Source organism: Halomonas sp. PGE1, from assembly GCF_013000985.1.
GTDB lineage: Bacteria > Pseudomonadota > Gammaproteobacteria > Pseudomonadales > Halomonadaceae > Halomonas > Halomonas alkalicola.
Genome location: NZ_CP053032.1, coordinates 1,495,324 through 1,516,760, shown reverse-complemented (window position 1 = coordinate 1,516,760; position 21,437 = coordinate 1,495,324). Strand labels below are relative to the sequence as shown.

19 protein-coding genes and 2 tRNA genes are annotated in these 21,437 nt (G+C 67.0%); 7 read left to right on the top strand and 14 right to left on the bottom strand.

The genetic code is table 11. The features are described 5' to 3' along the window. Window positions 1-44: 44 nt before the first annotated feature. The 6 genes from odhB to sdhC form a co-directional block, all read right to left on the bottom strand. Window positions 45-1,571 (bottom strand): 2-oxoglutarate dehydrogenase complex dihydrolipoyllysine-residue succinyltransferase, encoded by a 1,527-nt coding sequence (gene odhB, locus HIR79_RS07145; protein WP_169957806.1) that lies wholly within the window; start codon window positions 1,569-1,571, stop codon window positions 45-47. Window positions 1,572-1,611: 40 nt separating this feature from the next. Next, window positions 1,612-4,446 (bottom strand): 2-oxoglutarate dehydrogenase E1 component, encoded by a 2,835-nt coding sequence (locus tag HIR79_RS07140; protein ID WP_169957805.1) that lies wholly within the window; start codon window positions 4,444-4,446, stop codon window positions 1,612-1,614. A 255-nt stretch (window positions 4,447-4,701) separates the two neighbouring features. Continuing rightward, window positions 4,702-5,406 (bottom strand): succinate dehydrogenase iron-sulfur subunit, encoded by a 705-nt coding sequence (locus tag HIR79_RS07135; protein WP_169957804.1) that lies wholly within the window; start codon window positions 5,404-5,406, stop codon window positions 4,702-4,704. 11 nt (window positions 5,407-5,417) lie between these two features. After that, window positions 5,418-7,190 carry a succinate dehydrogenase flavoprotein subunit gene (gene sdhA / locus HIR79_RS07130; RefSeq protein ID WP_169957803.1) on the bottom strand — a complete coding sequence of 591 codons (1,773 nt, stop codon included), beginning with the start codon at window positions 7,188-7,190 and terminating at the stop codon, window positions 5,418-5,420. Between the two features lie 3 nt (window positions 7,191-7,193). Next, the gene (sdhD, locus tag HIR79_RS07125) at window positions 7,194-7,541 is read right to left on the bottom strand and encodes a succinate dehydrogenase, hydrophobic membrane anchor protein (RefSeq protein WP_169957802.1); all 348 of its coding nucleotides are present in this window, start codon (window positions 7,539-7,541) and stop codon (window positions 7,194-7,196) included. Next, entirely contained in the window at window positions 7,535-7,912 is a 378-nt protein-coding gene (sdhC, locus tag HIR79_RS07120; RefSeq protein WP_169957801.1) for a succinate dehydrogenase, cytochrome b556 subunit, read from the bottom strand. The genes sdhD and sdhC overlap by 7 nt, the downstream gene beginning before the upstream one ends. Before the next feature lie 450 nt (window positions 7,913-8,362). On the opposite strand from sdhC, the gene gltA reads away from it, so the two are divergent. After that, window positions 8,363-9,646: a citrate synthase gene (gltA, locus tag HIR79_RS07115; RefSeq protein ID WP_169957800.1), complete on the top strand. Its 1,284-nt coding sequence runs from the start codon at window positions 8,363-8,365 to the stop codon at window positions 9,644-9,646. A 110-nt stretch (window positions 9,647-9,756) separates the two neighbouring features. Then, entirely contained in the window at window positions 9,757-10,647 is an 891-nt protein-coding gene (locus tag HIR79_RS07110) for an NAD(P)-dependent oxidoreductase (protein WP_169957799.1), read from the top strand. Between the two features lie 449 nt (window positions 10,648-11,096). Here the strand turns inward: HIR79_RS07110 and HIR79_RS07105 are convergent. From HIR79_RS07105 to gltX, 3 genes are all read right to left on the bottom strand, one after another. After that, window positions 11,097-11,172 (bottom strand) — tRNA-Glu (locus tag HIR79_RS07105). Between the two features lie 20 nt (window positions 11,173-11,192). Further along, window positions 11,193-11,268 (bottom strand) — tRNA-Ala (locus HIR79_RS07100). A gap of 56 nt (window positions 11,269-11,324) precedes the next feature. Next, the gene (gltX, locus tag HIR79_RS07095) at window positions 11,325-12,806 is read right to left on the bottom strand and encodes a glutamate--tRNA ligase (RefSeq protein ID WP_119020698.1); all 1,482 of its coding nucleotides are present in this window, start codon (window positions 12,804-12,806) and stop codon (window positions 11,325-11,327) included. Window positions 12,807-12,956: 150 nt separating this feature from the next. Between gltX and HIR79_RS07090 the strand changes: the two genes are divergently transcribed. Continuing rightward, the gene (locus tag HIR79_RS07090; RefSeq protein WP_169957798.1) at window positions 12,957-13,697 is read left to right on the top strand and encodes an SDR family NAD(P)-dependent oxidoreductase; all 741 of its coding nucleotides are present in this window, start codon (window positions 12,957-12,959) and stop codon (window positions 13,695-13,697) included. A gap of 136 nt (window positions 13,698-13,833) precedes the next feature. Further along, window positions 13,834-14,424 (top strand): helix-turn-helix domain-containing protein, encoded by a 591-nt coding sequence (locus HIR79_RS07085; protein ID WP_162899889.1) that lies wholly within the window; start codon window positions 13,834-13,836, stop codon window positions 14,422-14,424. Between the two features lie 19 nt (window positions 14,425-14,443). Here HIR79_RS07085 and HIR79_RS07080 read toward each other — a convergent pair whose 3' ends face one another. Both HIR79_RS07080 and HIR79_RS07075 read right to left on the bottom strand, forming a co-directional pair. Further along, window positions 14,444-15,034, bottom strand: a complete 591-nt coding sequence (locus HIR79_RS07080) for a hypothetical protein (RefSeq protein WP_169957797.1) — start codon at window positions 15,032-15,034, stop codon at window positions 14,444-14,446. 71 nt (window positions 15,035-15,105) lie between these two features. Beyond that, window positions 15,106-15,429 carry a TraR/DksA family transcriptional regulator gene (locus HIR79_RS07075; RefSeq protein WP_169957796.1) on the bottom strand — a complete coding sequence of 108 codons (324 nt, stop codon included), beginning with the start codon at window positions 15,427-15,429 and terminating at the stop codon, window positions 15,106-15,108. A gap of 136 nt (window positions 15,430-15,565) precedes the next feature. Here HIR79_RS07075 and HIR79_RS07070 point away from each other — a divergent pair, with 136 nt between their 5' ends. Beyond that, window positions 15,566-16,393, top strand: coding sequence for a sulfite exporter TauE/SafE family protein (locus HIR79_RS07070; RefSeq protein WP_169957795.1), 828 nt, complete (start codon window positions 15,566-15,568; stop codon window positions 16,391-16,393). 24 nt (window positions 16,394-16,417) lie between these two features. On the opposite strand, the gene HIR79_RS07065 is transcribed toward HIR79_RS07070, so the two are convergent. Continuing rightward, a complete protein-coding gene (locus HIR79_RS07065; RefSeq protein WP_169957794.1) occupies window positions 16,418-16,654 on the bottom strand; it encodes a hypothetical protein in 237 nt (78 codons plus the stop codon). 231 nt (window positions 16,655-16,885) lie between these two features. Between HIR79_RS07065 and dusA the strand changes: the two genes are divergently transcribed. Continuing rightward, window positions 16,886-17,878 carry a tRNA dihydrouridine(20/20a) synthase DusA gene (gene dusA, locus HIR79_RS07060; protein ID WP_169957793.1) on the top strand — a complete coding sequence of 331 codons (993 nt, stop codon included), beginning with the start codon at window positions 16,886-16,888 and terminating at the stop codon, window positions 17,876-17,878. 347 nt (window positions 17,879-18,225) lie between these two features. Here the strand turns inward: dusA and aptA are convergent, their stop codons facing one another. Next, a complete protein-coding gene (aptA, locus tag HIR79_RS07055; RefSeq protein ID WP_249322322.1) occupies window positions 18,226-19,563 on the bottom strand; it encodes an omega-aminotransferase AptA in 1,338 nt (445 codons plus the stop codon). A gap of 36 nt (window positions 19,564-19,599) precedes the next feature. Next, on the bottom strand, window positions 19,600-20,631 hold the full coding sequence (locus HIR79_RS07050; RefSeq protein ID WP_110068272.1) for a succinylglutamate desuccinylase/aspartoacylase family protein: 1,032 nt from the start codon (window positions 20,629-20,631) through the stop codon (window positions 19,600-19,602). A gap of 161 nt (window positions 20,632-20,792) precedes the next feature. On the opposite strand from HIR79_RS07050, the gene HIR79_RS07045 reads away from it, so the two are divergent. Continuing rightward, the gene (locus tag HIR79_RS07045) at window positions 20,793-21,410 is read left to right on the top strand and encodes a TetR family transcriptional regulator (protein WP_169957791.1); all 618 of its coding nucleotides are present in this window, start codon (window positions 20,793-20,795) and stop codon (window positions 21,408-21,410) included. The last annotated feature ends 27 nt before the right edge of the window (window positions 21,411-21,437 follow it).

The following is a 21,437-nucleotide window of genomic DNA, read 5'->3' as shown; positions in this document are numbered from 1 at the left end:
TTGGGATGGAGTGCCGCCGGGGATCGCCCGGCGGCACGTTCCGCTCAGATGTCCAGCAGCAGGCGCGCCGGATCTTCCAGCAGTTCCTTGATGGTGACCAGGAACCGCACCGCGTCCTTGCCGTCGATCATGCGGTGATCGTAGGAGAGCGCCAGGTACATCATCGGGCGAATCTCGACCTTGCCGTCCACCGCCATGGGGCGATCCTGGATCTTGTGCATGCCCAGGATGGCGGTCTGCGGCGGGTTGAGGATCGGCGTGGACATCAGCGAGCCGAAGGTACCGCCGTTGGTGATGGTGAAGGTCCCGCCCTGCATCTCGTCGATGCCCAGCTTGCCGTCACGAGCACGCTTGCCGAAGTCGCCGATGCCCTTCTCGACGTCGGCGATCTTCATGCTGTCGGTGTCACGCAGCACCGGAACGACCAGGCCGCGGTCGGTGGAGACCGCCACGCCGATGTCCTGGTAGCCGTGGTAGACGATATCGGTACCGTCGATGGAGGCGTTGACGTCCGGGAAGCGCTTGAGCGCCTCGGAGGCCGCCTTGACGAAGAAGCCCATGAAGCCGAGCTTGACGTCGTGGGTCTTGGCAAAGCTGTCCTTGTACTGGGCACGCAGCGCCATCACCGCACTCATGTCCACCTCGTTGTAGGTGGTGAGCATGGCGGCGGTCTGCTGGGCCTGGACCAGGCGCTTGGCGATGGTCTGGCGCAGACGGCTCATCGGCACGCGCTTCTCGGGGCGCTCGCCCTCGAAGGCGGGGGCCGCGGCGGCGGCAGGCTTGGGCGCGGCCGGCTTGGCGGCCTTCTTCGCGGTGCCCTCCTTCACGGCCTTCTGCACGTCCTCCTTGAGGATCCGGCCACCCTTGCCGGTGCCCTGGATCGCGCTGACGTCGAGGTCGTGCTCGGCGACGAGCTTGCGAGCGGCGGGGGCGAGGATCTTGTCGCCCACCTTCTCGTCGCTGGCGCCGTCATCGGCGGAAGCGGCCGGGGTCTCGTCGGCGGCGGTCGCGGCGCCACCGGCGCCCTCGGTGAAGATCGCCAGCACGGCCTCGGACTCGACCTGGCTGCCCTCCTCGGCCTTGATCTCGGTGAGTACGCCGTCGCCCGGCGCCACCACCTCGAGCACCACCTTGTCGGTCTCGATCTCGGCCAGCACCTCGTCGCGCTTGACGCTCTCGCCGACCTGCTTGTTCCAGCGGGCGACGGTGCCTTCCTGGATGGACTCGGGGAAGGTCGGCGCCTTCACCTGGTGCTGCTTGCCACCGCTGGCGGCAGGCGCGTCGGCCTTGGCGTCGCTCTTCGGCTCGGCCTTGGCCGCTGCCGGCTTGGCCTTGCCCTCGCCGATGCGGCCCAGCACCTGCTCGGACTCGACGGTGTCGCCCTCCTCGGCGAGCACCTCGGTGAGGGTGCCGGCCTCGGGAGCCAGCACCTCGAGCACCACCTTGTCGGTCTCGATCTCGACGATCAGCTCGTCGCGCTCGACGCTGTCACCGGCCTTCTTGTGCCAGGCAGCCACGCTGCCTTCGGCAACGGATTCCGGAAAGGTTGGGGCCTTGATATCGGTAGCCATGTCGTTTCCCTTGTCTGTTCTCTCGTCCCGGTGGCGTGCCTTACAGATTGAAGGCGTCTTCCACCAGCTGGCGCTGCTGTTCGATATGGACGGACATGTAGCCCGCGGCGGGTGCGGCAGAGGCCGGGCGCCCGGCGAACTTGAGCGCGCCGCCCAGGTTGCTCTTGAGCATGTCGGCCACGGCCCGCATGTGGTGCTGGCTCGAGTACCAGGCGCCCTGGTTGAGCGGCTCCTCCTGACACCACACCACGTCCCTGACGTTGACGTAGGCCTTGAGCGCCTCGAACAGCTCCTCCTTGGGGAAGGGGTAGAGCTGCTCGACCCGCACGATGGCGACATCCTGGCGGTCATTCTCCTCGCGCCAGGTGGCCAGGTCGTAGTAGACCTTGCCGGCGCACAGGATGATGCGCTCGACCTGCTTGGGATCGCGCTCGCCCTGGTCGGGCAGCACCATCTGGAACTGGCCGGTGGCCAGCTCGTCGAGGCTGGAGATCGCCTCCTTGTGGCGCAGCAGGCTCTTGGGCGACATCACCACCAGCGGCTTGCGCAGCGGGCGGATTACCTGGCGGCGCAGCAGGTGGAAGATCTGCGCCGGGGTGGTGGGCACGCAGACCTGCATGTTGTACTCGGCGCACAGCTGCAGGAAGCGCTCGAGGCGGGCCGAGGAGTGCTCGGGACCCTGCCCCTCGTAGCCATGGGGCAGCAGCATGGTCAGGCCGCACAGCCGTCCCCACTTGGTCTCGCCGGAGGAGATGAACTGGTCCACCACCACCTGGGCACCGTTGAAGAAGTCGCCGAACTGCGCTTCCCAGATCACCAGGTCGTTGGGCGCCGTGGTGGCATAGCCATACTCGAACGCCAGCACCGCCTCCTCGGAGAGGAAGGAGTCGTGGATGGTGAAGGCCGGCTGGCCATCCGCCATGTGCTGGAGCGGCACGTAGCTGGTGCCATCCTTCTGGTTGTGCACCACCGCGTGGCGGTGGGAGAAGGTGCCGCGGCCCACGTCCTGGCCGGTGATGCGCACCGGATGCCCCTCGTCGAGCAGGGTGGCGTAGGCCAGGGTCTCGGCGAAACCCCAGTTCAGCGCCATGCCGCCGGCCTGCATCTTGCGGCGGTCCTCGTAGATCTTGGCGACCTGACGCTGCACCTCGACCCCGTCCGGAATCTCGCACATGCGGGCGGCCAGGCGCTGCAGCCGCTTCATCTCCACGGCGGTGTCGGCATAGCCGGTCCACTCGTGGCCGAGGTAGGGCTTCCAGTCGACGAACAGCGAGGTGTTGGGCTCCTGCACCAGGGCGTTGGCCACGTGGTTGCCGGCCAGCAGGTCCTCGCGGTAGGTCTCGATCATCGCCTTGGCGTCCTCCTCGGAGAGCACGCCTTCTGCCACCAGGCGCTTGGCGTAGATCTCACGGGAAGAGGGATGGTCCTTGATCTTCTTGTACATCAGCGGCTGGGTGCCACTCGGCTCGTCGGCCTCGTTGTGACCGCGGCGACGATAGCAGACGAGGTCGATCACCACGTCCTTCTTGAACTGCTGACGGAAGTCGAGCGCCACCTGGGTGGCGTGCAGCACCGCGTCGGGGTCGTCGCCGTTGACGTGGAAGATCGGCGCCTGGACCATCTTGGCGATGTCGGTGCAGTACTCGGTGGAGCGGGTGTCCAGCGGGTTCGAGGTGGTGAAGCCGACCTGGTTGTTGATCACGATATGGATCGTGCCGCCGGTCTTGTAGGCGCGGGTCTGGGACATCTGGAATGTCTCCATGACCACGCCCTGACCGGCGAAGGCCGCATCGCCGTGGACGTTGATCGGCAGCACCTTGCTGCGGTCGCTGTCGTCGCGGCGGTCCTGGCGGGCGCGCACCGAGCCCTCGACCACCGGAGAGACGATCTCCAGGTGGGAGGGGTTGAAGGCCAGCGCCAGGTGTACCTCGCCGCCCGGGCTCATCACGTTGGAGCTGAAGCCCTGGTGGTACTTGACGTCGCCGGAGCCGCGCTCGATGACCTTCTTGCCGTCGAACTCGTCGATCAGGTCGCCGGGGTTCTTGCCGAGGATGTTGACCAGCAGGTTGAGACGGCCGCGGTGGGCCATGCCGATCACCATCTCCTTGATGCCGTAGCCGCCGCCGCGCTGGATCAGCTCGTCCATCATCGGAATGAAGGACTCGCCGCCCTCCAGACCGAAGCGCTTGGTGCCGGGGTACTTGGAGGCCAGGTAGTTCTCCAGGCCCTCGGCCGCGGTCAGCCGCTCGAGCACATGCTGACGCACCTCGTTGCTGAACTTGGGCGCGCTGCGCACCGACTCGAAGCGCTGCTGCAGCCAGCGCTTCTCCTCGGTGTCGACGATGTGCATGATCTCGCAGCCGATGGAGCGGCAGTAGGTCTGCTCCAGCGCCTCGACGATATCCTTGAGCGGCGCGCGATCCAGGCCCAGGAAGAAGGAGCCGGTCTGGAACTCGGTGTCCATGTCGCTCTTGGAGAGCTGATGGAAGGAGAGGTCGAGGTCGGGCACCGGTGTCGGGCTGCGCAGGCCGAGCGGATCAATATTGGCCTTCTGGTGACCGCGGAAGCGGTAGGCGTTGATCAGCTGGAGAACCTTGACCTGCTTGCGGCTCTCTTCGCCGTCGGCGGCGGCAGGAGCCAGGGCGGTGCGGCGGGCACGACCCAGCTGGTAGAACTGGTCGCGGACCGGGGCGAGGGGGACATCCTGGGGGGCACTGCCTTCGGGGGCCGGCAACTGGTCGAAGTAGTTGCGCCACTCTTCCGGGACAGCGGCGGGATCGTCGAGGTACTGTTCGTAGAGCGCTTCCACATAGTGGGCATTGCCGCCACTGACGTGGGAAGAGCGCCACATCAACTCCATTATGCCTTGTTGCATCTCTCGGTCACCCTGCACTGATGGGGTGGTATCGGCGTCCCCGCACGCTGGGCGCGGCGACATCGGTGGTGCCCTGCCGGCGGGGCCATTCTCGTTCCGGCGCTGCCGACACGCGGTCGACAGCCTTGAATTCCATGCTCAGGAGCCGGTGCCCAAGGCACCGGCTCCTGATGCTGCTGAACCGACCGGCTCCGGCTGCGACACCTGGTCGCAGCGGGAGACGGGGGCCCATGATAGCAAGCTAGGCGCCACGATTTAAGTGGCGTTGGCCAGCAGCATCTCGCGGATCTTGCCGATCGCGCGAGTGGGGTTGAGCCCCTTCGGGCAGACCGCGACGCAGTTCATGATGCCGCGGCAGCGGAACACGGAGAAGGGATCCTCCAGATCTGCCAGACGCTCGCGGGTCGCCTCGTCGCGTGAGTCGGCGAGGAAGCGGTAGGACTGCAGCAGGCCGGCCGGACCCACGAACTTGTCCGGGTTCCACCAGAACGACGGGCAGGAGGTGGAGCAGCAGGCGCACAGGATGCACTCGTACAGCCCGTCCAGCTTGTCGCGGTCTTCCGGCGACTGCAGACGCTCGATGGCCGGCGCCGGGGTGTTGTTCTGCAGGTACGGCTGGATGCGCTCGTACTGCTTGTAGAACAGCCCCATGTCGACCACCAGGTCGCGGATGACCGGCAGGCCCGGCAGCGGGCGCAGGACCAGCTTGCCGTTCTTCACCACCTCGGAGAGCGGGGTGATGCAGGCCAGGCCGTTCTTGCCGTTCATGTTCATGCCGTCGGAGCCACACACGCCCTCGCGGCAGCTGCGGCGATAGGCCAGGCCGTTGTCCTGCTCCTTCATCAGGTGCAGGACGTCCAGCACCATGACATCACGGCCCTGGGTGTCGACCTGGAACTCCTGCATGTAGGGCGCGGAGTCGGTTTCCGGGTTGTAGCGGTAGATGGATACCTGAAGCATCGTGACTCCCCTCAGTAGGTGCGGACTTTCGGCTCGAACGTATCGACGGTCTTCGGCGTGAAGTTGACGTCACGCTTGCCGAGCTTCTTCTCTGCCGGGAAGTAGAGCGAGTGCTTCAGCCAGTTGACGTCGTCGCGATCCGGATAGTCGTAGCGGGAATGGGCGCCACGGCTCTCCTTGCGCTCGAGAGCGGCGATGGCGGTCGCTTCGGCGACTTCCATCAGGTTGTCCAGCTCCAGGGCCTCGACGCGCGCGGTGTTGAAGGCGTTGGACTTGTCCGGCAGGTAGGCATTGGCGATGCGCTCGCGCAGTGCGGCCAGCTGCTTGACGCCCTCGACCATGTTCTTCTCCTCGCGGAACACGCCGAAGGAGTTCTGCATGATGTTCTGCAGCTCGCGCTTGAGCTCCGGGACGGTCTCGCCGCCAGTGGACTCGTTCCAGCGGTTCATGCGCTTCATGGCCGACTCGATGTCGGACTCGGAGGCGTCGAGGTAGTCGATACCCTCGTTGAGCGCCCCCTCGATGAACATGCCGGCCGCGCGGCCGAAGACCACCAGGTCCAGCAGCGAGTTGCCGCCCAGGCGGTTGGCGCCGTGCACCGACACACAGGCCGCCTCGCCGCAGGCGAACAGACCGTTGATGATCTGGTCGTTGCCGTCGGCGTCCTGCATGATCGCCTGGCCGTGGATGTTGGTCGGCACGCCGCCCATCATGTAGTGGCAGGTCGGCACCACCGGGATCGGCTCCTTGGCCGGGTCCACGTGGGCGAAGGTCTTGGAGAGTTCGACGATGCCGGGCAGACGCTTGCCGAGCACTTCCTCGCCCAGGTGGTCGAGCTTCAGGAAGACGTGGTCGCCGTGCTCGCCGCAGCCGCGGCCCTCGAGGATCTCCATCACCATGGAGCGGGCGACCACGTCGCGGCCGGCCAGGTCCTTGGCGTTGGGGGCGTAACGCTCCATGAAGCGCTCGCCATCCTTGTTGACCAGGTAGCCACCCTCACCGCGGCAGCCTTCGGTCACCAGGGTACCCGCACCGTAGATGCCGGTCGGGTGGAACTGCCACATCTCCATGTCCTGCATCGGGAAGCCGGCGCGCAGCGCCATGCCGATGCCGTCGCCGGTGTTGATCAGGGCGTTGGTGGTGGAGGCGTAGATGCGACCGGCGCCGCCGGTGGCCAGCACGGTGGCCTTGGACTTGACGTGGACCACTTCACCGGTCTCGATGTCCATGGCGATGCAGCCTACCACGTCGCCGTTGGCGTTCTTGACCAGGTCAACCGCATACCACTCGTTGAGGAAGGTGGTATTGTTTTTCAGGTTGTTCTGATAAAGGGTGTGCAGCAGGGCATGGCCGGTACGGTCGGCCGCGGCACAGGTACGCGCCGCCTGGCCGCCGGCGCCGAACTCCTTGGACTGGCCACCGAACGGACGCTGATAGATGCGGCCGTTGTCGAAGCGGGAGAACGGCAGGCCCATGTGCTCGAGCTCGAAGACCGCCTTGGGGCCCTCGGAACACATGTACTCGGCCGCGTCCTGGTCGGCGATGTAGTCGCCGCCCTTGACGGTGTCATACATGTGCCAGCGCCAGTCGTCGTTGGGGTCGGCAGACGCGATGGCGCAGGTGATGCCGCCCTGGGCGGAAACGGTATGGGAGCGGGTCGGGAAGACCTTGGACAGCACGGCGGTCTTCTTGCCGGACTTGGCCAGCTCGAGGGCGGCACGCAGGCCGGCACCGCCACCGCCGATGATGATGGCGTCGAAGGAAAGGCTACGCAGGTTGGACATGTATCAGGCTCCCCACAGAATCTGAATGCCCCAGACCAGGAACACGAAGATGGCCAGGATGATGGCGGTCTGGGCGCCGACGCGAAGGCCGGTCGGCTTGAGGTAGTCGGTGGTCACGGTCCACAGCCCGACCCAGGCGTGGGCGGCCAGCGACACGAAGGCCAGCAGCGAGAAGATGCGCATCCAGGTCTGGGCGAACAGGCCGCTCCAGGTGACGTAGTCGAGACCGGGATTGAACAGCAGATAGAGAACGATGAAGACGGTGTAGAGCGCCAGAATGACCGCCGACACGCGCTGAATCAGCCAGTCGGAGAGGCCACTGCGGCCGAAATTCGTGATGTTGGTTACCATACCCAGACTCCCGCCAGAATGATCAGGACCGCACTCACCACCACGGTGATCTGCGCCTTCTTGACGCCACCCTCGAGGGTCACGCCGATATCTGCGTCCATCAGCAGGTGCTTGATGCCGGCCACGAAATGAAAGGCCAGCGCCGAGAGCAGGCCCCAGGCGATCAGCTTGGCCAGGAAGTTGTTGGCCAGCGCATCACTCACCGCGGCGAAGCCGGCCGGAGAGGAGAGCGACTTGCTCAGGGCCCAGAAGGCGAAGATCAGGCCGACAAACAGAATCACACCGGTGACGCGGTGGGTGATGGAGGTCAGGGCGGGGAGGGGGAACTGTATCGTGGACAGATCCAGGTTTACGGGTCGTTTACTATTCACGGCTCTCTACACACTCTCTATGGCCCACTTGAGGACGGGACGGGCAAGGTCCGAGCGGGCGGTGGTTTCGGGAAGGAGCGGCACTCACCGTTGAAGGCAAGACCGCCTGTTCCTGCCAGTCGCGCGGGGTGGATTATAGGGACATGGCCGAGCCATGACAAACGCAGCGGCGGCCAACTAGACCATGGTGCAAAGGGTGTCGACAGCCAGCAGATGCCTGCTCCGGCACAACCTGCCCCGGCGCCCGCGCGGGCGTGGTGCAAAGCACCAATTATTATACAGTAGCTATATGTATATTGACACTCCGTACAATGCCGGGGTCGCCATGGGCTAATTGACAATCGCTGGAACGCTTCTATAGTGGGCGAACCTTTTCGCCGGCATCATCTGCGAACCCGCCAGTGAAATAACGACTTATCGCCCTATCACGAACTCGAGAGGAGGCCTTGCATGGCTGACAGGAAAGCGACGCTGACGGTAGACGGTCTGGACAAGACGATCGAACTGCCTGTCTATTCGGGCACCCTGGGCCCCGACGTGATCGACGTACGCGGGCTCGGTGCCGAAGGCCTGTTCACCTACGACCCCGGCTTCATGGCCACCTCCTCCTGCCAGTCCGCCATCACCTATATCGATGGCGGCAAGGGCGTTCTGCTGCATCGCGGCTTCCCGATCGACCAGCTGGCCAAGCAGTCCGACTTCGTCGAGATGTGCTACCTGCTGCTGTTCGGCGAACTGCCGACCGACGAGCAGTACGCCGACTTCGAGTCGCGGGTGCGCAACCACACCATGGTCCACGACCAGATCAACAACTTCTTCAAGGGCTTCCGCCGCGACGCCCACCCGATGTCGATCATGTGTGGCGTTGTTGGCGGCCTGGCTGCCTTCTACCACGACCATATGGACATCACCGTGGAAGAGGACCGCATCATCAGCGCGATCCGCCTGATCGCCAAGATGCCGACCATCGCCGCGATGTCCTACAAGTACAACGTGGGCCAGCCCTTCAACTATCCGCGCAACGACCTGAGCTATGCAGAGAACTTCCTCTACATGATGTTCAGCACCCCGTGCGAGGAGTACAAGGTCAACCCGGTCTACGCCAGGGCCATGGACCGCATCTTCATGCTGCACGCCGATCACGAGCAGAATGCCTCCACCTCCACGGTGCGCCTGGCAGGCTCCACCGGCGCCAACCCCTTCGCCTGCATCAGCGCCGGCATCGCCGCCCTGTGGGGCCCGGCCCATGGCGGCGCCAACGAGGCGGTGCTGAAGATGCTCGACGAGATCGGCGACGACTCCGAGGAGAACATCCAGCGCTTCATCGACAAGGCCAAGGACAAGGATGACCCCTTCAAGCTGATGGGCTTCGGGCACCGCGTCTATCGCAACTTCGACCCGCGCGCCAAAGTCATGAAGGAGACCTGCGACGAGGTGCTGGCCGAGCTCGGTATCGACGATCCCCAGCTGAAGATCGCCAAGCGCCTGGAGCAGATCGCCCTGGAAGACGAGTACTTCGTCGAGCGTCAGCTCTACCCCAACGTCGACTTCTACTCCGGCATCATCCTCAAGGCCATGGGCATCCCGACCAACATGTTCACCGTGATCTTCGCGGTGTCCCGCACCATCGGCTGGATCTCCCACTGGCACGAGATGCTGAGCGACAGCTACAAGATCGGCCGTCCGCGTCAGCTCTACACCGGCCACACCCAGCGCGACTATCCTGCCAAGTAAGCCAACGGCAGGTGCGGCCACACCCGCATGCGCTACCCTACAGAAAGCCGCCTTCGGGCGGCTTTCTGCGTCGTGACCCCCAACCTTCCCAACCAGAGTGAGCAGTCAGGATGAGCAAGAGCATCTCTAGAGTCGCCTTTATCGGCCTGGGCGTGATGGGCTATCCCATGGCCGGCCACCTGGCCCGCGCCGGGCTCGAGGTCCGCGTCTACAACCGCACCGAGGCCCGCGCCGCCGCCTGGGCCTCCGAACATGGCGGCAGCCACCACCCCAATCCCCAGGAGGCCGCGAGAGGCGCCGACCTGGTGCTGGTCTGCGTGGGCAACGATGATGACGTGCGCCAGGTCACCACGGGCGAGCAGGGCGCGCTCTCCGGCATGGCAGAGGGCAGCCTGCTGGTGGACCACACCACCGCCTCGGCGGAGCTCGCCCTGGAGCTCGACGCCGCCTGCCGCGAGCAGGGCATCGGCTTTCTTGACGCGCCGGTCTCCGGCGGCCAGCAGGGTGCCCAGAACGGCGCTCTGACCATCATGTGCGGCGGCGAGGAGGACGACTTCGCACGCGCCGAAGCCGTGCTCGCCCACTATGGCCGTGCGGTGACCCTGATGGGTGCCGCCGGCAGCGGCCAGCTCACCAAGATGGTCAACCAGATCTGTATCGCCGGCCTGGTCCAGGGGCTGGCCGAGGGGCTGCACTTCGCCGAGCAGGCGGGGCTCGATCGCCAGCGCGTGGTGGACGTCATCGCCAAGGGCGCGGCCGGCTCCTGGCAGATGGAGAACCGCCACGCCACCATGATCGCCGACGAGTACGACCACGGCTTCGCGGTGGACTGGATGCGCAAGGATCTCGGCATCTGCCTGGCGCAGGCCCGCCAGCTGCAGGCGCGACTGCCGGTCACCGCTCTGGTCGACCAGTTCTATGCCGATGTCCAGGTGATGGGCGGCGGCCGCTGGGACACCTCCTCGCTGCTGCGCCGACTGCGCGCCGTGGGCCAGCGCTGAGCCTCAGGGCGGCGCCCCGGCGCCGCCCTTCCCCCCTCCCCCGCCAGTATTAGTCTCCCCCTCTTTTCAGGTTGACAAAAGCCATACTGCACAGCGCCAGAGGCTTACTCGCCGTTGTCCACACATTCTGTGGATAAACCTGTTCACAACCGCAAGAAAAGGCCGTCAGATCGCCATGAACTGGGGGCTGAGCTCAGATTGATCAATTTTTGATCTTGTATAAACCATTGATTTTGAAAGGCTTTATGAAAAAGCCTGTAGACACGGGCGATTGCAGACCTGCTGTGCACAGGCGTACCGACGGAACCCCGCCTGGTGGACAAGTCAAGCAGAAATCGCCCCGCAAGAGGGGCCCCAAGAGGGAGATAACGTGAGAGGCATCAACGCTGGCGACCGCCACCGGGCGATGAAAAAAGGGCACTCAGAGAGAGTGCCCTTTTCAGGAAGAGTGGCGTCCCATAGGGGGTTCGAACCCCTGTTCCCGCCGTGAAAGGGCGGTGTCCTAGGCCACTAGACGAATGGGACGCAGGTGTCGTTCGAGGGGTTGGTGGAGCCTAGCGGGATCGAACCGCTGACCTCAACACTGCCAGTGTTGCGCTCTCCCAGCTGAGCTAAGGCCCCGTGCCCTGAAGACGAGTCGTATAGTACTGATTCGACTCGCCTTCGTCAACAGGAAATCACGCGAGTTCGCGGAATTCCTTCTCGAAGCGCTTGGCCTGCTTCTTGGAGACGCCGCCGAGCACCTCGATGGCGTGGCGCAGGCGCGCCCGGGTCATGTCGGAGCCGAGGATCGCCATGGCGTCCATCACCGAGGTGCTGGCGGCGGAGCCGGTGATGGCGATGAAGACCGGCGCCAGGAACTCCTTCATCTTGAGGTCGAAGTGGGCGGCCAGCGCCTTCACCTCGCTAAGCAGCGCCTCCTTGTGCCAGGCGGGCAGCGTCTCCAGGCGCCACACCAGGAACTGCAGCAGCCTGAGCAGGTCCTCGCGACCCAGCTTGACGCCGTCGAAGCTCTCCTCGCCGATCCGCGGCAGCCCCGAGAAGAAGTGGCCGGCCAGGGGCACCACCTCGGAGAGGGTCTCCACCCGCGGGCGCACCTGGGGCAGGATCTCCTTCACGTAGCGCTCGTTGAAGGCCCACTCCATCAGCGCCCTGAGGAAGGCGTCGTCGTCGAGCTCCTCGCGGATATAGAGGCCATTGAGCCAGGTCAGCTTCTCGAGGTCGAAGACCGGGCCGCCCAGCGAGACCCGCTGGATATCGAAATGGGCCATCATCTCGTCGAGGCTGAACTTCTCGCGCTCGTCGGGCATCGACCACCCCATCCGGCCCAGGTAGTTGATCACCGCCTGGGGCAGGTAGCCCATGCGCCGGTAGTAGTTGATCGAGGTCGGGTTCTTGCGCTTGGAGAGCTTCGACTTGTCGGGATTGCGCAGCAGCGGCATATGGCAGAGCTCGGGCATCTCCCAGCCGAAGTACTCGTAGAGCAGCTGGTGCTTGGGCGCCGAGTTGATCCACTCCTCACCGCGCAGCACATGGGTAATCCCCATCAGGTGGTCATCGACCACGTTGGCCAGGTGATAGGTGGGCATGCCGTCGGACTTGAGCAGGATCTGGGCATCCACCTGGGCCCAGTCCACCTCGATGGTGCCGCGCAGCATGTCCTGGATCACGCAGGTGCCGCTGGCAGGCACCGCCATGCGCACCACGTAGGGCCAGCCCTCCTTCTCGCGGCGCGCCTGCTCCTCGGCGGGCAGGGCGAGGTCCGCGGGCTTGAGCGCCAGGTGCATGCCGGCAGCCTTGCGCGCCTCGCGCAGCTCATCGAGCTCCTCGCTGGTGCGGTAGCACTTGAAGGCGTGCCCCGCCTCGATCAGCTGGCGGGCGTACTCGGCGTAGATGTCGCCGCGCTCGCTCTGGCGATAGGGCCCATGGGGGCCACCCACGTCGGGGCCCTCGTCCCACTCCAGGCCCAGCCAGCGCAGGGAGTCGAGGATCATCTGCTCGGACTCGGCCGTCGAGCGCACCCGGTCGGTGTCCTCGATGCGCAGGATGAACTGGCCGCCGTGCTGGCGGGCGAAGCAGAGGTTGAACAGGGCGATGTAGGCGGTGCCGACGTGGGGATCGCCGGTCGGTGACGGCGCGATACGCGTGCGTACGGTCATGTCGTTGCGGTGTCCCGATGCTGGTGGAAGAATGGCCGCATTATACGCACCTGCCGCCCGCTCGGCAGCCGTCACCGGGAATCATCCGCGTGGATCGCGGTCAATGTCAGGCTACCCGACCTGGCCCGCCGGCCGACCAGGAGACACGTCATGCTTGCGCAACTTCCCGAGGGCTTCACCACGCTGGTGACCGGCGCCGGCGGCGGCATCGGCCGGGCGGTGGTGGAGACCCTGCTGGCCAGCCCCAGGCCGGGCCGGGTGATCGCCGCCAGCCGGCGCCCGATGCCCCAAGCGGATCCCCGCCTGGAGCCGCTGGAAGCCGACCTCACCACGCCCGAGGGCCGAGAGCGACTGGCCGCCCACCTGGACGGCACACCGCTTCACCTGACCTTCAACACCCTCGGCATGCTGCATGACGAGGCGCTCGGCATTCACCCAGAGAAGAAGCTCGACGACCTCGACGCCGAGGCCATGGCACACCTGTTCCACGTCAATGCCACGACCCCGGCCCTGCTGCTCCAGGCGCTGCAGCCCAGCCTGAAGGGAGGGCACCCGGCCCTGGTGGCCAGTCTCTCGGCCCGGGTCGGCTCCATCGAGGACAATCGTCTGGGCGGCTGGTACGCCTATCGCGCCAGCAAGGCAGCCCATAACATGCTGATGAGGACGGCCGCGGTGGAGCTGCGACGGCTCAACAAAACCCTCGCCGTGGTCTGCCTGCATCCCGGCACCACGGATACCGGACTCTCACGCCCCTTCCAGGCCCGGGTGCCGGAAGGCAAACTGTTCACACCGGCATTCGTGGCCGAGCGGCTTCTCGCGGTGCTGGGGGAGCGCGCGCTGGGCGGCGCCGCCAGCTTTTTCGACTGGGCCGGGGATCCGGTGGCCTGGTGATCACCACCCATGGCGCCATAAGCGGTTAATCAACGTTGATGCGCGTTATTGCACAGCCGCACAGGATCCCGGATGATCGTCGCCGGCTTTTCCTAACGTTCCGATAACACAAGACATGCAACGACAGGATGAAGAGATGGATTCACTAGGCCCGCGCATCAAGGAGCTCCGTCTGGAGGCCAACCTCAACAAGGCGGCCCTGGCTCGACGGGTAGGCGTTTCGGACGTGACCATCTCCTACTGGGAGTCGGGCGCCATCCGCCAGATCGGCCACGAGCGGCTGGTGGCGCTGTCCCAGGCCCTGGGCTGCCCCCTGTCGCGGCTGCTGGAGGGCGAGAACGGCGGCCGGGCCGCCCCTCTCTACTTGCGCAGCCAGCCCCCCGCCCCCTGGCAGGACCCCGCCGCCGGACGCATCGAGCTGCCCTTCGAGCTGGTGCCCGCCCAGCAGTGGGAGGGAGAGTGCTTCCTGCTGACCCCGGCCCCTGGCGAGCATTTCGACTTCCTGAGCGAAGGTGACCTGGTCGCCGTGGCCCCCACCGACATCTTCCATCAGACCGGGCTCTACCTGGTCGAGCGAGAGGGGCGTCACTGCATTCGTCGCGTCAGCCAGGATGATGACGGCAAGCTGCTGTTCAGCGCCGAGGAGAGCGACCGGGTCGAAGGCTATACCCCCGATACCCGGCTGCTGGGCAAGCTGGTGGCCCGCTGGCAGACCGCCTCACTCTGAGGCGGCCCTCTTCCTCCCCCTACTCGACGCCCAGCACCTCGACCCGATCATCGGTGCGACGGGGCTCGCTGCCCACCAGGAAACGCCGGGAGGCACTGGCCACCTGCCCCAGGCCGTGTCGTGAGGTACTCACCAGAGGACCGCTCAGGTGCTCGCCCTGCTGGCCGATCTTCCGCCGCACCTCCAGCGGCTGCACGCTGGCCTCGGGCAGGTTCACGGTAATGGTGTAACCGCCGTCCGGCAGGCCACTGCCCGGGCCGAAGGGACCGGCATGGAAGCGCCCCTCCTGCAGGGTGGTGCGCTGCTGCCAGCGCACGCCGCTCAGTTCCCGCTCCACCACGATCTGCAGCCTCGCCCCCTCGGGCAGATTGCTCTCCCCCTCGACCATCAGCCGCCGGTCGGTGCGCAGGCTGGCCGCGAACTCGATGACGACCGGCTCGTCGAAGGGTGCCACCTCGGGTTCCGGTTCGGGCGCCGGCGCCTCGACGACCACCTCCGCTTCCGGCTCCTCTGCCGGCGCCTCGGGCGCCGCGTCACCATTATCGGCGCCGCCGCAGCCCGCCAGCAGCAGCAGCAGCCCCAGGCTGCATCCTCGATACCACAGCTTCATGCATGACCTCCCAAGCGATGACTCCCAGGCCAAGGCTATCATCGGCTCGGGCTGCCCGTCCCGTGAACCACTCAACGTGGCTCGGCGCAGTCTCGGCAGAGGGTAGCGAACGGCAGGGCCTCGAGACGCTCGCCCGCGATCGGCTCCTCGCACACCTCGCAGAGCTCCCCTTCGCCGCCGTCGATGCGCGCCAGGGCATGCATCACCTGACGCAGCTCATCCTCGGCCTCCCGCTCCAGGGCATCGACCACCTCGTCGTTCTGCAACTCGATGGCCTGCTCCTCCATGTCCTTGTCCAGCGGGCCTGCACGCTGCTCCTTGTGGTCACGATAGCGATCGATTCGCTCGACCAGCTCGTCACGCAGGGTCTCGAGTCGCTGCTTGCGCTCCATCATGCTCCTGCCTCCCGTCGCCAGGCGTACCGGAGTGGCACCGCCTGTCCTTCTTCATAGCACATGCCGACCGTCCCACGACCCGGCAATTGCCTGTCGGCACGGGTTTTCCACTAGAATGCCCTCTTCACGACAACCCATGACGATCGAGGAGACGCCCGTGGATCCCCTGTGGTGGCTGGCCTATCTGGCCCTGGGAAGCTTCGTTGGCCTGATGGCCGGCATGCTCGGCATCGGTGGCGGCGGCATCATGGTGCCGATCCTGACCTTCCTGTTCGTGCTCCAGGGCGTCCCCCATGAGCACCTCGCCCACCTGGCCCTGGGCACCGCCATGGCCGCCATCGTGCCGTCCGCCTCGGCCAGCCTCTGGTCGCACCATCGGCATGGCGCGGTGAACTGGCATGTCGTTCGCCTCATCACCCCCGCGATCCTCGCCGGCACCTTCCTGGCCACCTTCATCGCGGCCCTGATACCGACCCGCGGCCTGGCGGTGTTCTTCGCCTGCTTCATGGTACTGATGTCGCTGCAGATGTTCGCCAACCTCAAGCCCAGGCCATCGCGCACCCTGCCGGGCGCCGTCGGCCTCTCCGGAGCGGGGTTCGGCATCGGCGGCATCTCCGCGCTGGTGGCCATCGGCGGCGGCTCGCTCACCGTGCCCTTCCTCACCTGGTGCAACGTCCGGCTGCCCCAGGCGATCGGCACCTCCGCCGCGGTGGGCCTGCCCATCGCCCTGGCCGGGGCGCTGGGCTACCTGATCAACGGCTGGGGCACCGCCGGCCTGCCGGATGCCGCCTGGGGCTATGTCTACCTGCCCGCCCTGCTGCTCATGGCGCCCTTCAGCATCCTCACCGCCCCCCTCGGCGCGAGGCTCGCCCACCGCCTGCCGGTGGCGCTCCTCAAGCGGGTATTCGCGGTCATGCTGATGCTCCTGGCGCTGCAGATGCTCTACACGGTGTTCACCGCCTGAGCGCGTGCCGACCAGGCGGGCCCGTCAGGTCATGTCGAGGGCCGCATAGCCCTCCTCGGTCAGCGTCAGGGTCTCCCCCTCCCGGCCGGCATGGGGCGTCACCGTGATCAGCCCCTTCTCCTCGAGCGCGGCGATATCCTCACGCAGCGCCGGCAGCAGGGCGTCCTCGTCTGAGTAGCCGAAGGGCGAGGAGAGGACCCCGCCATGCTGCAGCACGCGGGCCAGCAGCTCCAGCTGGTGGTCGGTCAGTTCGTGGGACATGGCCGTCATCTCGCAGAGTAAGGTTCCAGGGTTAGCGTCGCTCGCGCTTGAAGGATCGCCCTCACCCACAGGGTACAAGGCCTGACCCTGATCTGCCGGCAGTGCGGCAACCGCGAAGCGCCGACCGCCTTCTCCCAGACCGGCCCGACGGGCCGCAGCATGTCCGCCATGGGCAACCCGCGCCGGGGGCTGGTAGAATGCTGGCCTCTCCGAACAACCCCGTGATGCCCGATGCCCCAGCTCGACCGCACCTTCTCCGTCGCGCCGATGATGGATTGGACGACCCGCGACTACCGCGCCTTCGCCCGGACCCTGACCCGCCACGCCCTGCTCTATACCGAGATGGTCACCACCGGCGCCATCCTGCACGGCAGCCCGCGGGAGCGCTTCCTGGGCTTCGATGCGGTGGAGCATCCGCTGGCCCTGCAGCTGGGCGGCAGCGACCCGGGCGAGCTGGCCGAGTGCGCCGCCATCGCCGAGGCCTGGGGCTATGACGAGGTCAACCTCAACGTGGGCTGCCCCAGCGACCGGGTGCAGAACAACCTGATCGGCGCCTGTCTGATGGGCCATCCCGAGAAGGTGGCCGCGGCGGTGCGCGCCATGCGCGAGGCGGTCTCGATCCCGGTCACGGTCAAGTGCCGCATCGGCATCGACGACCAGGACGAGGACGCGGATCTCGAGCGCTTCATCGCCACGGTGGCCGACGCCGGCTGCGACACCTTCATCGTGCACGCTCGCAAGGCCTGGCTGCAGGGCCTCTCGCCGAAGGAGAACCGCGATATCCCGCCGCTCAACTACCCCCGGGTGCACCGCCTCAAGGCGAGCCGACCCGAGCTGCATATCGGCATCAACGGCGGCATCAGGACCCTCGAGGAGTGTCGTGCGCAGCTCGAGCAGGTGGACAGCGTGATGGTGGGGCGCGAGGCCTACCAGAACCCCTGGCTGCTGGCCGGCGTGGACCAGGCGCTCTACGGCGAGCCCGGCCCGGCGGTCAGCCGACACGCGGCGGCACGGGCCTTTCGCCCCTACATCGCCCGGCGCCTCGAGGAGGGCGCCAAGCTCAACCACATCACCCGCCACCTGCTGGGCCTCTTCCAGGGCCAGCCCGGCGGGCGCCGCTTCCGCCGCCACCTCTCCGAGAACGGCCACCTCGACGGGGCCTGCCTGCGGGTCTTCGACGACGCCCTGAGCCTGGTGCCCGAGCGCGAGAGCGCCGCGGCCTGAGCGACAACGCCACGCCACAACGACGACCGGGGCCATCATGGCCCCGGTCGCTTTTTTCAGGATTCAACGGGTCTCGTCGGCGAAGCCCGTTTCACTCAAGCCGGTCCAGCACCCCCGCCACCGCATCGAAGAGACGCTCCAGCTCCTCTTCGGTGCTGCCGAAGGGGGGGGCCGAGGGTTGGTAGAGAGGGTGTCGCCGCCTTGGCGGCGAAGCCCGTTTCACTCAAGCCGGTCCAGCACCCCCGCCACCGCATCGAAGAGACGCTCCAGCTCCTCTTCGGTGCTGCCGAAGGGGGGGGCCGAGGGTTGGTAGAGAGGGTGTTGCCGCCTTGGGGGCGAGGCCCGTTTCACTCAAGCCGGTCCAGCACTCCCGCCACCGCATCGAAGAGACGCTCCAGCTCCTCTTCGGTGCTGCCGAAGGGGGGGCCGAACTGCAGGGTGTCGCCGCCATAGCGCACGTAGAAGCCCGCTTCCCACAGCGCCATATGGACGTCCCGGGGCCGGATGGTGGGGTCACCATTCCGCGGCGCCAGCTGGATGGCGCCGGCCAGACCGTAGTTGCGGATATCCACCACATGGGGCCGCCCCTTGAGCGCGTGCAGCCTCGCCTCGAAGGCCGGGGCGATGGCGCGCACCTGGGCGGGGAACGCCTCGCGCTCGAAGAGCGCCAGGGCCGCCAGGGCCGCGGCGCAGGCCACCGGGTGGGCGCTGTAGGTGTAGCCGTGGGGAAACTCGATGGCGTGACGGGGCCCGCCGGCGTGCATGAAGGTGTCGAAGATCTCGCGCGAGGCCACCACTGCGCCCATGGGCACGGCGCCGTTGGTGAGCTGCTTGGCGATGGTCATCATGTCCGGCACCACGCCGAACGCCTCGGCGCCGGTGCGCGCCCCGCTGCGCCCGAAGGCGGTGATCACCTCGTCGAAGATCAGCAGGATCTCGTGGGCATCGCAGATCGCCCGCAGCCGCTCCAGATAGCCCTTCGGCGGCACGATCACCCCCGCGGAGCCGGACATCGGCTCGACGATCACCGCGGCGATATTGGAGGCGTCATGCAGGGCGATGTGGTCGAGCAGCGCATCGGCCAGCTCGGCGCCGCTCTCGGCCTGGCCGCGGGTGAAGGCGAGCCCCGGCTGCAGGGTGTGGGGCAGGTGGCTGACCTCCATCAGCTGGCCGTAGTGCTTGCGGTTGCCGCCGATGCCGCCGAGGCTGGTGCCGCCCACATTGACCCCGTGGTAGCCCTTGGCGCGGCCGATCAGCCGGGTCTTCTCGGGCCGCCCCTTGAGCCGCCAGTAGGCCTTGGCCATCTTCACCGCGGTGTCGGCGGACTCGGAGCCCGAATCGGTGAAGAAGACGTGGTCGAGGCCGTCCGGGGTGAGGCTCGCCACCTTCTCGGCCAGGCGGAAGGCCAGCGGGTGGGCCACCTGGAAGCCCGGCGCATAGTCGAGGATGCCGAGCTGCTCCGCCACCGCCTGCTGGATCTCGGCGCGGTTGTGCCCCGCTCCGCAGGTCCACAGCCCCGAGAGCGAGTCGAATAGCCGCCGGCCCCGGTCATCGATGAAGTAGCGCCCCTCCGCCCCGGTGATCACCCGCGGGTGGGCATGGAAGTCGCGGTTGGCGCTGAACGGCATCCAGTAGTGGTGGTTGAGCTCGCCCGGCGCGCCGCCGGAAGCGCGCTGGGCGTCCATCTGCTGGGGGCTCGGATCGAACATGGTGGTGCCTCCTCAATAGAGCGGGTCAGGCGGCGGCGTGAGGCTGGAGTGGAAGTCCTCGATGGCGCTCTCGGCCTCTTCGATGGCATCGAAGCGGGCGATATGAAAGAGCGCCTCGCCCTCGTTGGCCAGCGGCAGTCGGCTCATGCCGATGACGATGCCGTCGGCCATGGAGCGCACCTCCCCTTCGGCGTTGCCGAAGGGGTCGGCGACCCGGCCCAGCAGCTCGCCCCTGGCCACCCGGTCGCCCAGGCGCACCTGGGGGCGCAGGATGCCGTCGATGGGCGCCCGGGCCCAACTGGAGCCGTTGGCGACCTCCGCCGCCGGCGGCGCGCGACGGCGGTGCTCGCCGGTCAGCATGCCGAGCCGGCGCATCACCCGCAGCACGCCGCGCACCCCGGGGGTGATCGCCCACTCATCGAAGCGTAGCGCCTCGCCGGCCTCGTAGGTGAGTACCGGGATGCCGCGCGTCTGGGCATAGTGGCGCAGGCTGCCCTCGCGCAGCTCGGCGTTGAGGATCACCGGCGCGCCGAAGGCGTTGGCCATGCGCTCGGTCTCGCTGCCGCTCTCCAGCTGGGCGCGGATCTGGGGCAGGTTGGTGCGGTGGATCGCGCCGGTGTGCAGGTCGATGATATGGGTGGCGTGGTCGACGATCTGCTCCCGAAACAGCGCCGCCACCCGCCCGCCCAGGGAGCCCGACTCGCTGCCCGGGAAGCAGCGGTTGAGGTCGCGCCGGTCGGGCAGGTAGCGGCTGTGCTGCACGAAGCCGAAGACGTTGACGATGGGTGCGGCGACCAGGGTGCCGCGCAGGCCCTGGAGCTGCTTCGAGCGCAGCAGCCGGCGCACGATCTCCACGCTGTTGATCTCGTCGCCGTGGATGCCCCCGCACACCAGCAGCGTCGGCCCCGCCTGGCGGCCATGCACCACCTCCACCGGGATATAGAGCGGCGCATGGGTGTAGAGCCGGGCTACCGGCACATCGATCTGGGTGCGACTGCCGGGGGCAATCCGTATGCCGGCGAGGTCGAAGGGAGCGCGGGCCATGGCGAGTCATCCTGTGACGGGGCGAGATTCCCTTTATACCCGTGTCATCAGGGGGTTGGCGAGGGCGGCGACGGCCGCCCACCAACCATACATTGACGAATGTAAAAGTCGCGACAATCGGTTAGAATCACTTCCCCACCGCTTGATGGAGTCCGCCCCACATGGCGCGAAAGACCAAGGCCGAGGCCGCCGCGACCCGCGAGGCCCTGCTCGACGCCGCCGAGGAGGTCTTCCTCGAGAAGGGCGTGGCCCGCACCTCCCTGGAGCAGATCGCCCGCCATGCCGGCATGACCCGGGGAGCCGTCTATTGGCACTTCAAGAACAAGGCCGACCTCTTCCAGGCCATGCTCAACCGGGTACGCATGCCCTTCCAGGAGCTGGTGGAAGAGATCGGTGACCCGAGCCTTGCCGACGCCCCCCTGGAAGCGATCCGCCTGGCCTGCGTCAGCGGCTTTGCGCGCCTCGAGCGGCCGCGCTACCGCCGTGTCCACGCCATCCTGATCCACCACTGCGAGGTGTTCGGCGATATCGACCCGCTGGCCATGCAGAACGAGATGGCCGAGGAGTCCTGCGGCGCCCTGCGCGACTACCTGGAGAGCGCCGCCCGGCTGGGCCAGCTGCGCGAGGACCTCTCGCCGGAGCTCGCCGCCAGGCTGCTGCAGTCGATGCTCGGCGGGCTGTTCCACGACTGGCTGCGCAATCACGAGCAGTTCTCCATCCTGGAACAGGGCAACCTGCTGGTGGAGACCCAGCTCGGGCTGTTCAGACGCCAGGCCTGATCCGGCCCGGCGCCCTGCCCTTCCGGT

Excerpts from the sequence above, each read along its gene's own strand:
- dusA (WP_169957793.1), top strand. The coding sequence starts at position 16,886 with ATGCCCCAGCTCGACCGCACCTTCTCCGTCGCGCCGATGATGGATTGG.
- HIR79_RS07080 (WP_169957797.1), bottom strand. The coding sequence starts at position 15,034 with ATGAAGCTGTGGTATCGAGGATGCAGCCTGGGGCTGCTGCTGCTGCTG.
- HIR79_RS07070 (WP_169957795.1), top strand. The coding sequence starts at position 15,566 with ATGACGATCGAGGAGACGCCCGTGGATCCCCTGTGGTGGCTGGCCTAT.
- gltA (WP_169957800.1), top strand. The coding sequence starts at position 8,363 with ATGGCTGACAGGAAAGCGACGCTGACGGTAGACGGTCTGGACAAGACG.
- sdhA (WP_169957803.1), bottom strand. The coding sequence starts at position 7,190 with ATGTCCAACCTGCGTAGCCTTTCCTTCGACGCCATCATCATCGGCGGT.
- HIR79_RS07065 (WP_169957794.1), bottom strand. The coding sequence starts at position 16,654 with ATGTCCCACGAACTGACCGACCACCAGCTGGAGCTGCTGGCCCGCGTG.
- odhB (WP_169957806.1), bottom strand. The coding sequence starts at position 1,571 with ATGGCTACCGATATCAAGGCCCCAACCTTTCCGGAATCCGTTGCCGAA.
- HIR79_RS07045 (WP_169957791.1), top strand. The coding sequence starts at position 20,793 with ATGGCGCGAAAGACCAAGGCCGAGGCCGCCGCGACCCGCGAGGCCCTG.
- aptA (WP_249322322.1), bottom strand. The coding sequence starts at position 19,563 with ATGGACGCCCAGCGCGCTTCCGGCGGCGCGCCGGGCGAGCTCAACCAC.
- HIR79_RS07110 (WP_169957799.1), top strand. The coding sequence starts at position 9,757 with ATGAGCAAGAGCATCTCTAGAGTCGCCTTTATCGGCCTGGGCGTGATG.
- HIR79_RS07085 (WP_162899889.1), top strand. The coding sequence starts at position 13,834 with ATGGATTCACTAGGCCCGCGCATCAAGGAGCTCCGTCTGGAGGCCAAC.
- HIR79_RS07135 (WP_169957804.1), bottom strand. The coding sequence starts at position 5,406 with ATGCTTCAGGTATCCATCTACCGCTACAACCCGGAAACCGACTCCGCG.
- sdhD (WP_169957802.1), bottom strand. The coding sequence starts at position 7,541 with ATGGTAACCAACATCACGAATTTCGGCCGCAGTGGCCTCTCCGACTGG.
- gltX (WP_119020698.1), bottom strand. The coding sequence starts at position 12,806 with ATGACCGTACGCACGCGTATCGCGCCGTCACCGACCGGCGATCCCCAC.
- HIR79_RS07075 (WP_169957796.1), bottom strand. The coding sequence starts at position 15,429 with ATGATGGAGCGCAAGCAGCGACTCGAGACCCTGCGTGACGAGCTGGTC.
- HIR79_RS07140 (WP_169957805.1), bottom strand. The coding sequence starts at position 4,446 with ATGCAACAAGGCATAATGGAGTTGATGTGGCGCTCTTCCCACGTCAGT.
- HIR79_RS07090 (WP_169957798.1), top strand. The coding sequence starts at position 12,957 with ATGCTTGCGCAACTTCCCGAGGGCTTCACCACGCTGGTGACCGGCGCC.
- HIR79_RS07050 (WP_110068272.1), bottom strand. The coding sequence starts at position 20,631 with ATGGCCCGCGCTCCCTTCGACCTCGCCGGCATACGGATTGCCCCCGGC.